This is a genomic window from Haliscomenobacter sp., assembly GCF_041740695.1.
Lineage (GTDB): Bacteria > Bacteroidota > Bacteroidia > Chitinophagales > Saprospiraceae > Haliscomenobacter.
The window spans coordinates 1-11,595 of sequence record NZ_JBGSLK010000082.1 but is presented as its reverse complement, the minus strand read 5'-3'; the positions used below and the strand labels follow the sequence as shown (position 1 = coordinate 11,595).

The window sequence follows — 11,595 nt, the reverse complement described above, 5'->3', positions numbered from 1 at the left end:
ATACAAAAAAGGTCGTCGTCTCACAAATGTACCACTCCCTTTCCAAAAACCGGGCAAATCACCAGCACTTAATTTCCCAAAAAACAAAAACTTAACCTTGGATTTGTAGCAAATACCTGATTTAGGGTAAAACAATTGCTAGATTTTTTTCACCAAATAAAAATAAGTCGGAAAGTGGTCGCTATATCCCCCTACATACGTGGCACCCACATACGCCCGAAAAGGATAGCCCTTGAACTGACCACTCTGTTGGCGCATATAGTTTGGGCCATGTACATTGGCCTGAAAATATTGGTAGCCGCCCACATCAGGCTGAATCCAGGCGGGAGATAGGATGATTTGATCGAACAAACTCCAGGCGTCGCGGTAGGCCAGAGTGCCCAGCCCTTTTTTGTACAGGTTGTAAAAAGGGTTAAAAGTATCTCCCTTGCGCACTTCTTCTTTTTCCTTTTTTGCCCGCAATACCTCTTTGACACTGTTGTTCACTGGGTCGTCATTGAGGTCGCCCATGATGACAAATTTGGCTTTGGGGTCGGCCTTTAATAAGGAGTCGCAGGCCTTTTTACACACCGCCGCCGCCGCTACCCGCCAGGGATCAGATACTTTTTCGCCCCCACTGCGCGAGGGCCAATGGTTGACCATCACATGAATTGGTTCACCATCAAACACGCCGCTCACCAGCAATACATCGCGGGTAAAATTGCGCCGCTTGTCTTCTCCGTAAATGAGGACGGGCAAGGACTTACTCGCCGATACTTTGAAATATTTAGGGTTGTAGAGCAAAGCGACATCAATGCCGCGCTCGTCGGGAGAGTCATAGTGTACAATCTGGTAATTGCGGCTGGCAATTTGGGGCTCTTTCACCAAATCTTCCAAAACTTTGCGGTTTTCTACTTCGGAAACGCCTAAAATAGCCACGCCATCGGGTGTTTTTTCGGTGCCCAGTTCGGAAATAACCCGTCCCAAATGGCTCATTTTCTCCTTGTACTTCTCTGCATTCCAGAGGTAGGAACCCGTGGGGAGAAAATCTTCATCATTGATGGTAACATCATTTTCCAGGTCAAATAAGTTCTCCACATTGTAAAACCCGATCACCGCGATGCGGTAGCGATCTTGCCCCCAAATCGACAGATTTGCGACTGTACAAAAAATTAATGCTAAAATAACGCTAGGAAATGACACCGTGGCCCTCATGTTTTGGTCGTTTTATTACTTTTGCAAAGGAAATGCACAATTGTGGAAATCCGTGCTTTAACCGGTAAAATAAAAGTTAAAAAAAACACTCACATGCACAAAGCGACCAAGCGTGGTTTCATCCGCTTGTTACTGCTGTTGTTCTTCCCACTCGGAGCATTCGCTCAAGAAGTACAAGTCAACGGACAAATTCTGGATGCACAAACGGGCAAAGGGCTCTCCCGCGTAGAAATCCGCCTCCCTACCCTGACCTTTTTCAGCAATGACGAAGGTTTTGTGGATTTTAAAGCCAACATTGGCCAATCTACCCAATTGGTCATTACCATCTTTAAATCCGGTTTTCAGGAAAAACAGGTGACCGTAGAGCCGCAGGGCCGCAATCGCGTCAACCTCGGCACCCTCAGACTGGAATCCCGCGAAGGCCGCGATGCACTTTCTGCCGAAGAATTTGTGCCCGTAGTCACCCTCAGCGAAAACGACCTGGACAGCGACGGCGACCAAAACGTATCCGGTTTGTTAACCGCTTCCAACGACGTTTTTGTGAGCGCCGCTTCCTTTCAGTTCAGCTTCACCAACTTCCGCATGCGCGGTTACGATGGCCAGCACAACGAACTGTTTTTCAACGGCATTCCCATCAACGATGTGGAAACGGGTTTCCCGGGTTGGAACCTCTGGAGTGGCCTCAACGACGTGGTACGCAGCCGTACTGCTTCAGTGGGTTTGGCCCCCAACGCCAACGGATTTGGTGGTCTGGGCGGCATCACTGCGCTAGATGTGCGGGCTTCGCATCACCGCCCACAATTGCGGGTTTCCTACGCGGTGTCCAATCGCGCCTACCGCAACCGGGTCATGGCCACCTACAGCACGGGCTTAACTGCCAGCGGCTGGGCTTTTACGGTATCGGCTTCCCGCCGTTGGGCCCAGGAAGGTTACATCGACGGTACTTTTTACGACGCCAACGCCTATTTTGTTGGGGTGGAAAAAAAGTTGAACGACAACCATTTCCTCAGCTTCACCGCCCTGGGCTCACCAGTACAAAGAGGCCGCAGTGCTCCTGCGACCAAAGAAATGTACGACCTGGCGGGCAGCAACTATTACAACTCTTTTTGGGGGTATCAGGAAGGTGAAAAGCGCAACGCCCGGGTGCAAAACACCCACCAACCTCTGGCAGTATTGCGCCACGACTGGCAAATCCAGGAAAAAACCCGCCTGACCACCGCCATCGGTTACCAAACCGGACGCAATGGCACCACGGCCCTGGATTGGTACGAAGCCCGCGACCCACGTCCCAACTACTACCGCCGCTTGCCCAGCTACATCCAAAGCGATCAGGCTGCCGGAGTAGAGGCACTGTTGCGGGAAAACGAATCCTTGCGACAAATTGACTGGGCTTATCTCTACAACACCAACCGTGGTAATACCTTGACCGTCAACAATGCCAATGGCATCCCTGGCAATTCGGTGACGGGCAAACGTTCCCAATACGTAATTGAAGAGCGCCGCTTCGACCGCAGCCTTTTATCTTTCAACTCCAACATTGAAAGCTCCATCAGCGATCTGGCCCGGGTTTCAGGTGGGGTCAGCTACCAGCAGCAAAGCAACCACAACTTCAAGACCATCAACGACCTACTCGGTGGCGACTTTTACCTCGACATCGACAAGTTCGCCGAATTCATTGATACCACGGGTGGAGGTTCTTTTATCCAGAACGACATCAACACCCCCAACCGCATCATCAAGGAAGGTGACCAATTTGGTTGGGACTATACCAACGAACACCGCCGCTACAACTCCTGGGCGCAAATGGAATTTTATTTGCCCAAATTTGATTTGTTTGTCAGTGGTTCCGTAGGCAATACCAGCTTCTGGCGCCGGGGCAATGTCACCAATGGCAAGTTCCCCGAGAATTCTGGTGGCGAAGCGCCAAAACAGAGTTTCCTGGAATACGCTGCCAAAGCGGGTTTGACCTTTAAAGCCGATGGCCGCAACTACTTCATGCTCAACGCTGCCTACATGGTGCAAGCCCCGCAGGTGCGCAACGCGTATGTGTCGCCCCGCACGCGGGATCAGGTATTACCGGGTTTGAGCGTCGAAAACATCACCAGTATCGAAGGCGGGTATTTGTTGCGTTCACCTTACCTCAAAGGGCGTTTGGTCGGGTATTACACCCAAATCAAAAACCAGAACCGCATCAACAACTTCTATCTCGACAACGCCTTGATTGAGGACGACGGCACCGCCTCAGGTGGTTTCGTCAATTACACCATGTCGGGCATCAATACCCAGCACGCCGGGATAGAATTTGGCCTGGAATGGGCTTTTTCGCCGGGTTGGAAAGCCAGTACTGCGCTGGCCGCAGGTCAATACATCTACACCTCCCGCCCCACCATTGGGGTGTATTTGGATAACCTGGCCTCCAAACTGCGTGAAGATGTAGCCTACATCAAAAACTTCTACGTGCCCAATATGCCCCAAACAGCGGGCACTATTGGCGTCAGCTACAACTCGCCGAAGTTTTGGTTTGCCAACATCAACTTCAACTACTTCGATGACATTTACCTGGATTTCAACCCCGATCGCCGCACGGTAACCGCAGTATCGTATGTGGCGACTCCAGAGTTTTCGAATCAGGTGGTTGAACCCGGTTCGCCGCTGTGGAAAACGATAATCGAACAGGAAAAAGCGCCAGCGGCGTACACCCTGGACTTCTTTGGTGGGAAATCCTGGAAAATCCGCGACATCTTCTTGTACCTAAACGTAGGGGTAAACAACATCCTGGACAAAAAGGACTTCATCACGGGTGGTTTTGAACAATACCGCTTCGATTATGAAAGCAAGGATGTCAACCGTTTTCCCAGCAACTACTTTTATAGTTATGGCCGCAACTACTTTGTGAGTCTGGCGCTGCGCCTCTAATCCTTTTACTTTAATCAACTTTTATACTTCTCTTATGAAAAAGTTTTCGTTCCTGATAGCCCTGACTGCCCTGCTAGCCATTGGTATGGTGAGTTGTGTGGATCAAATGTTTGACGAGCCACCGGTTACGGATCTCCCCCAGTTGACGGGCAATACCACCATCGATGTGCTCAAAAAGAAACACCTCATTGGTGCTACGGCTTCCAAAATTACGGAAGACCTCATCATCGAAGGCATCGTGGTGGCCGACGACCGCTCGGGCAACTTTTTTGAAAACATCATCATCCAGGATGCTACGGGTGGGATTTCGGTGCGGATGAACGCCAGCGGCCTGTACAATACCTTCCCCGTAGGCACCAAAGTAGCGGTGCGTTGTAAAAACCTCTACATTGGTGATTACAACGGCGTACACCAATTGAATGGCAGCGTGACCGACGCCATCGAGGACTTGTTGATCCCACAACACGTTTTTGCCACGGCCAAAGACCAACCCGTAACCCCAACCGTACTGGGCATCAAAGACCTGAATCAAACCCACATCAATACCTTGATCAAACTGGAAAACGTAGAGTTTGCGCCAGCGGATACCAACCAAACCTGGGCAGACGCGGTGAGACTGTTTTCAGTCAACCGCAACTTGCAAGATTGCAGCGGAGGAACGGTTATCGTACGCAGCAGCGGTTATGCCGATTTTGCCAAAGACAAAACACCGGGTAAAAAGGGCTCGCTGACCGCCATTTACACCGTTTTTGGCAGCACCAAACAATTGATCATCCGCGACCCTAGTGATGCGGCAATGACCGGAGTGCGTTGTGGTGGTGCAGGAACAGGCGGCGGTGGCCAGCTGATGAGCGTTGCCGATTTGCGCGCACTGCACAAAGGAACAACCTTGACCATTCCAGCTGATAAAAAAATCAAAGGGGTGGTTATTTCCGATAAAGCAGCAGGCAATACCGACCCTCGGAATGCAGTGATTCAGGATGGCGCAGCGGGTGTAGTGGTGCGTTTTAAAAACAACCACGACCTCAATCTCGGCCAAGAAGTGGAAGTAACCGTATCCGGGCAAGAACTGTCCGAATTCAACGGTTTGCTACAGGTGAACAACATCGACAACGGCCTCGCTAAAATCAATGGCGCGGGTCAATTGCCAACACCACGGGTAGCCAGTGCTGCTCAAATTGCAGCCAACCTGAATACATGGGAATCCACCCTGGTGAAAATAATCAAAGGAACTTTCAGCGCCAGTGGCAACTACAGCGGTTCCAAAACCTTGACGGACTCTACCGGGCAGGTAGTGGTGTTCACCCGCAGCCAGGCGACTTTTTCTGGCTCAGCACTGCCTGTGGGCAAAAACCTGGACTTGGTAGGCATCGTTTCCCAGTTCAACACCGCTCAAATTACCCCCCGCAACCTGAACGACATCGTGGTAACAACCGGTGGTGGCGGTGGCGGCCCCACTACCACCAACTTGCTGGATGAATCCTTCAGCAGTGGCACGGCCAATCAGGCAGTGAAAGTTACGGGTTGGGTGAACAAGTCGGTAACGGGTACCCGCACCTGGTTGACCAAGTCTTTTTCCGGCAATTTCTTTGCGGAAGCGACCGCTTTCCAAAGCACCGATACCGAAAATGAAATGTGGCTGATCAGCCCCGGCATCAAGGCCGAAGACGCTAAAACGTTGAGTTTTGAAAGTGCCCAGGCTTTTTACAAGCACGATGGTTTGACGGTCTACATTTCCAATGACTTCGATGGCACCAACATCGACAAGGCGACCTGGAAAAAACTGACTTATAAAATGCCTACATCAAAAGATGCCAACTACGATTGGGTGCAATCGGGCAATATCGACGTGAGTGGGTACAGTGGAACGATTTACATTGGTTTCCAGCACAAGGGGGATAAAACGACGAATACGACGACGTTTAGATTGGATAATGTGAAGGTGGCGAAGTAAGTGAAAAGTGAAGAGTGAAAAGTGAAAAGTGAAAAATAATACACTAACCGGTGAAATCCAAATGGTGTATCTGCTTTTCATTTTTCACTTTTCATTTTTCACTTTCAATTCACCCTCCCCGCCTCTTCCGCAGCCCCATCCTGCGTTTTCCGCTTCCGGGCCCATTTTTCATTTCCAAAACGGTAACTAAAGGCCAGGCCAATCCGCTGGGTATCCGAACTATTCACCCGCGTTTGTTCCGTTTGACGAATGGCCAGCGACTCCTCCCGCTGTATCCAGGAGTGGAAAATGTCTTCTACGCTCAGTTTTAAACTACCCATGTCTTTCCAGAGTTTCTTCTGCACCGCAGCAAAGGCGCGATACCGCGACCGGGACAAATTTTGCCCACTCAGCTCTCCGCCCGTCCAAAAAACCGAAAGTTCAGCTGACCAGGCCTTCGACAAAGTGAATTGATTGGTTACGCCACCACGAGCCACCAGCACTTTTCGGTCCAGGGTTTCGGAATAGGTTTGCCCGACGAAGGTGAAATGGGCGATGTTTACATTGGCATTGAGCGACCAATTTTTGATGGGTCTCAGGTTCAATCCCAGGGACAACAACAACATTTGGGCCTTGCCCTGAAAATTGTACGGACGGGTAATGTAAATGCTATCTTTTAATTCAGTAGCTGGATTTAGGAAATTCCGGCCACGGTTGTAGCTAAAGGAAGCATTAAAAAACTGCTTGTATTTGTACGTCAAATCCGTGCGGTACATGTTGGCAGGCATCAAATCCACGTTGCCTTGGGAGTAGTAATAATTGTCGATGTACACCAAAAATGGGTTGAATTGCTGGTAACTTGGTCGGTTAAGCCGCACATTGTAGGAAAACGCCAGGCTGTGATTGCCCAGGCTATCCAGCTTGTAATTCAAAAAAACCGAGGGGAAAAGATTGGTGAACTGTTGGGTGAACTGTTGTCCAATCAAGGCTTCGTTGGGCAATAAATCGCCCAATAGATAGGTATTTTCGGCCCGCAAACCCAACTGCCCACCCCAACGTTGCCAATTCTTACGTACACTCGCATAGGCCGCGCTGATGTTTTCGTGGTAAACAAAATGGTTGGAGCGGCTGTAGTCGATGCTGTAATAACCATTGAGCAGGTTTTCAAAACCCGCGTTGTTATCATTGGTCACCATACTTGCCTTCACACCCGCCTCAAACATCAATTTGCCAGGCAAAGGATGTACATAATCGGCTTTGAAATTGTAGATATTGGCTTCGTTGATCAGCCCGTTTTTGAAGGTGGTGCTGGCCAGTTCGTTTTGGAAATTGTTGAACAGTTTTTCGCCACTTGATTGATAATACAGGTAGTTCAAATCGGCGGAAAATTCGCGCCCTTTGTCATTCAGTTTGTGCAAAAAATTGAGATTCACGCCATGATTGAGCCAATCATAAGTGCCTTGATTTATTCCATTTGTATTCAAAAGTAGGCTGGAATTTGCATTCAAACTTTCGGTCAGGTAGCTACTGGTTTCTTCTCTCGGGCGGGTTTGGGTAAAAACTTGTACCCCTACCACGGACTTGGATGAAAGATTATAATCCACTCCCAGTTTGGCATTGATGCCCCGGCTGAAGTTTTCAAAATAGTTGCGCGAATGGATTTGGGTGTTCAGCATACCGGTGCTGGAAAAAAGTTTGCGATCAAAAGTGTCATCCAAATAATTGCCATCGCTGCTGTACCAAAGGTTGCCGAACCAGTTGACTTTGGGTTGGTTGTAATTCAGGTTAAGGCCCAGATACGAGCGGGTGGTTTGTCCTTGCGAAAGACTAGCGGAGGTATTTCCAGTAAGCCCGCGACTGCGGTTCCGCTTCAGTTTGATGTTGATCACGGCGCCACCGCTGGCGTCGTATTTGGCGGGTGGATTGTCCATTAGTTCAATTTTGTCCAAAACTGCCCCCGGCAAAGACTTTAAATAGATCGCCAAATCCTGGCCACTCATGTAAGTACTGCGCCCGTCAATGAGTACGAGTACCCCCTGTTTGCCGTTCAGGCTGATGCTACCGTTGTTGTCTACCAATACTCCAGGCGTTTTTTCCAATACTTCCAGGGTATTGCTGGTAGCAGCCGAAATCATGGCCTCCACGTTGACGATGGTTTTGTCGATGTCCTGTTCGATCAAGGGCTTTTTGGCGGTCACCACCACTTCTTTGAGTTGGGTTTCTTTGGCGGGCAAAAGGATGATCAGGGGCAAATCGATTTGATTTTGTTGCTCATTGAGGGTCAAATTGGCGCTCTGATATTTTTTGTACACCAGGCCAGTAATGACCAAGTAGTACTTGTCGTTTGGCAGGTTTTGCAACTGAAATTTGCCATTAAAGTCGCTGCTGGTGCCTTTGACAAAACTGGAATCAAGGCTGCGAAAAAGCTGAATAGCCGCAGCATTGGCGGGTTCAGCTTGGGCATCCCGGAGGGTGCCGCTAATGGTTTTGGATTGTGCTTGTGCCCAAATGGTCAGCAACAAAAACAGCAATGCCAGGAATAGATGCTTCATGTGTGTCGAGTTTTAAACAGGGCAAAAATGAAGCAGGACAGGAAAAAGAAAAAGTATGGAGGACAAACAGGATGACAAGCGGGACAAACCTTATTGCGGGCAGGACAAAACGATTCGTAAGCCGATTTTGGCTTTTTATCAGCCTTGCCGGGCTTTCTGTCACAAAGTTTTAGGTTTTGCCCCTAATCCTGACGAAATTGGGAGCAAAAAATGTGGCGTACGGTAAAGTGGTGGCTCTGGTTTGGGGTCCTGAATTTTTTGTTTTTTCTGGCATTGAGTAGTGCAATACACAACTTCATTCACAAGGATGAGGAAGAACTAACTTTTGGCATCCAGTTGGTCATGCTGGGTGGTTTGTACGCTGGCCGATATCTGGCGAATTTGTGGATACACTTGAACGCTCGCACGCAAAACCAACTCTTGCTGGGCCTTGCCGCTTTGATTATTTTTATCCTTTTCATGTTGGTGCTGATTGTTTCTCATTTGATCCATCATTTTGAAGTTGCTCCGTTTGTTTTTTTCTGGATATTTTTTGGGGTGCTGTGGATAAACCTTGGGGTCTTTACAAAATTGATCGAACATCAAGTCAACAACCGGATCAAAGTCGCTGAACTCAATGCGGCCAATAGTAAAACCGAGTTGCAACTGCTCCAATCCCAATTGAGTCCACATTTTTTATTCAATACGCTCAATAATTTGTACGGGCTCAGCCTGACCGAGCATGAAAAAATTCCGGGCCTGCTTTTGAAATTGTCTGAATTGTTGCGGTATTCGGTTTACAATACCCGAGAGCTGTACGTGGCCCTGCGAGATGAAATTGATTACCTGAGCAACTACATCGCCTTTGAAAAAATCCGTTTGGGGGAGCGACTTAACTTGAGTTGCGACATCGAAACGATTGAAAACAAAAACCTCAAAATAGCCCCCATGCTCTTGATTGTTTTTGTTGAAAATGCCTTCAAACACGCCAAAAACACCCAGGATGAAGAAATATTCATCGACATTAGCCTGAAGATTTGGGAAAATTCGGTGCTTTTTTCAGTAAAAAATTCCCATTTCAAGTCAAATCCAAATACTGAACTGGTAGAAGACAGCAGTGGGTTTGGATTGTTAAGCGTGCGAAAAAGGTTGGCTTTATTGTATCCAAAGACGCATCACCTAAACATCAGCGAAACGCCACGGGAATACCTGGTAAAACTCATGCTGGAGGTTAAATAAATTCAAAATGTTGGACAAATTCAAATGTCTGATTGTAGATGATGAGCCCATTGCCCGGCAAATCATCGAAATTTATTGCGGCCATTTGTTGGACGTGGCGGTGGTGGCCAGCTGCGGCAATGCGCTGGAAGCAAAGTATGTACTCCAAAAAGAGCAGATCGACCTTTTGTTTTTGGACATCAATATGCCGGTACTGGACGGGATTAGTTTTTTAAAAACCCTGCGCAATCCGCCCGAAATTATTTTTACCACTGCTTACAAAGAATATGCGCTGGATGCTTTCGATTTGGCTGCTTGCGACTATTTGCTTAAACCCTTTTCCCTGGAGCGCTTCATCATCGCAGTGGACAAGGCAAAGGAGCGACTTCGGCCCGTAAAGACCACGATTATTCATCCCGCAGAAACACCTCAGGAGGCCTATATTTTCATCAAATCCGATGGGAAAATTTTCAAAATCCTCTTTGAAGAGCTGCTTTATGCGGAGGCCAGTGGCAACCACATCAAACTAATTACCGAGAAAAATACAATTGTAAGCACCATGACTTTCAGCACTTTGGAAGAACAATTGCCCAAAACAAAGTTCCTTCGCCTGCATCGTTCCTTCATCATCAACAAAGCCAAGATCAGCCATATTGAAGGCAATCGGGTGTTTATTGGGGCGGTACAGTTGCCCATTGGGGCCAATTATCGGGAGGCTTTTTTGAAGGAGATTGGGATTTGATTGTTGTCTCGAATTTTCTACAAAATCACCAAAGCGACACTTTATTCGCACAAAGAAAAAAAGAGGACGCAAAGGACACAAAGCAAAACATTGTCAACGTCCAACTTTGTGTCCTTTGTGTCCTCTTTTTTTACCCTTTGTGGCAATAAAAATGCCGCTTTGGGTTGAATTTGGCGGAGACGCACGGCCGTGCGTCTCTACGGTGATACGGCCTGGCGAAGCCGCACAACCCTACATCCCTACTCCACCCGCTTCTTCTTCGCCTCAATTTCCTGAATCTTCATCTGCTGCCGTTCCATTTCCTGGCGGCGGTTGCCTTGATTGGCGTTGTTGACTTCCAGTTCTTTTTTAGCCTGATTGATGCGTTGTTCCGCATCGGCAATTTCTTTTTTCATGCGTTCTTCTTCCTTGATCAGTTTGTCGAATTCTTTCTTCTGGTCTTTGAACACCAGTTCTTCGGCTTCCTGCTCCAGTTCGATCTTGCGCACACGGGCACGACGACCAAACTCACTCAACCACTGCTCAAACGCATCAATTTTGTCAGGGTGTTGGCGACGGGCCAAAAAAGCACCACCCAAATCAACCCAAACTATGATTTCCGTTTGTTTGTTGCGCTCGGTAAAAGTGGCATAAATGTCCATCAAGTTGCTGCTGATGGCGGGTACCGAAGCATCGTCGGCAAATACCTCGTTGGTTTTGCGGTCTTTTTTGGTTTTAGCTTTGGAATCCTTCAAATAATCGATCCACAAACGTTCGGTTTCTTTGGCGTCCAAATCACTGACATTCATGGCAAAACCAGGTTTGGAACCCTGGCTCATGGTGCGTTCGTTTTCCTGAATGTTTTGGGCCAGCAAAGTGGTCATAGGAAGCAGAAACATCAGCCAGATGCTTACGTTGGAAAACTTTTTCATAAGTTCTTTTTTTAATTAGACTTTTGGAATTAGGCTTGGTCACTTGTCCAAGTGTTTTGTTGTGGGGCAAAAATAGGAAAAAGTGAAAAATGAAAAGTGAAAAGTGAAAAGTGGGCTACCGCAGCGGCTTGTTCAACATTGCGTGTCAAA

8 protein-coding genes are annotated in these 11,595 nt (G+C 48.2%); 5 read left to right on the top strand and 3 right to left on the bottom strand.

Features of this window, described 5'->3' with window-relative positions; genetic code table 11:
- Positions 1-138 precede the first annotated feature (138 nt).
- On the bottom strand, positions 139-1,194 hold the full coding sequence (locus ACEW9O_RS17055; RefSeq protein ID WP_373551394.1) for an endonuclease/exonuclease/phosphatase family protein: 1,056 nt from the start codon (positions 1,192-1,194) through the stop codon (positions 139-141).
- A gap of 93 nt (positions 1,195-1,287) precedes the next feature.
- Between ACEW9O_RS17055 and ACEW9O_RS17050 the strand changes: the two genes are divergently transcribed.
- Positions 1,288-4,110, top strand: a complete 2,823-nt coding sequence (locus ACEW9O_RS17050) for a TonB-dependent receptor plug domain-containing protein (RefSeq protein WP_373551393.1) — start codon at positions 1,288-1,290, stop codon at positions 4,108-4,110.
- Positions 4,111-4,144: 34 nt separating this feature from the next.
- A complete protein-coding gene (locus ACEW9O_RS17045; RefSeq protein ID WP_373551392.1) occupies positions 4,145-6,064 on the top strand; it encodes a DUF5689 domain-containing protein in 1,920 nt (639 codons plus the stop codon).
- 104 nt (positions 6,065-6,168) lie between these two features.
- Here the strand turns inward: ACEW9O_RS17045 and ACEW9O_RS17040 are convergent, their stop codons facing one another.
- On the bottom strand, positions 6,169-8,595 hold the full coding sequence (locus tag ACEW9O_RS17040; protein WP_373551391.1) for an outer membrane beta-barrel protein: 2,427 nt from the start codon (positions 8,593-8,595) through the stop codon (positions 6,169-6,171).
- Between the two features lie 55 nt (positions 8,596-8,650).
- On the opposite strand from ACEW9O_RS17040, the gene ACEW9O_RS17035 reads away from it, so the two are divergent.
- The 3 genes from ACEW9O_RS17035 to ACEW9O_RS17025 are packed head-to-tail and all read left to right on the top strand — an operon-like array spanning position 8,651 to position 10,534.
- Positions 8,651-8,821: a hypothetical protein gene (locus ACEW9O_RS17035; RefSeq protein WP_373551390.1), complete on the top strand. Its 171-nt coding sequence runs from the start codon at positions 8,651-8,653 to the stop codon at positions 8,819-8,821.
- Complete coding sequence (locus tag ACEW9O_RS17030; protein ID WP_373551389.1) at positions 8,806-9,813, top strand: sensor histidine kinase; 1,008 nt, start codon at positions 8,806-8,808, stop codon at positions 9,811-9,813. Before ACEW9O_RS17035 ends, ACEW9O_RS17030 begins: the two co-directional genes overlap by 16 nt.
- 7 nt (positions 9,814-9,820) lie before the next feature.
- Positions 9,821-10,534, top strand: a complete 714-nt coding sequence (locus tag ACEW9O_RS17025; RefSeq protein WP_373551388.1) for a LytR/AlgR family response regulator transcription factor — start codon at positions 9,821-9,823, stop codon at positions 10,532-10,534.
- Between the two features lie 239 nt (positions 10,535-10,773).
- On the opposite strand, the gene ACEW9O_RS17020 is transcribed toward ACEW9O_RS17025, so the two are convergent.
- A complete protein-coding gene (locus ACEW9O_RS17020) occupies positions 10,774-11,445 on the bottom strand; it encodes a hypothetical protein (RefSeq protein ID WP_373551387.1) in 672 nt (223 codons plus the stop codon).
- Between the last annotated feature and the right edge of the window lie 150 nt (positions 11,446-11,595).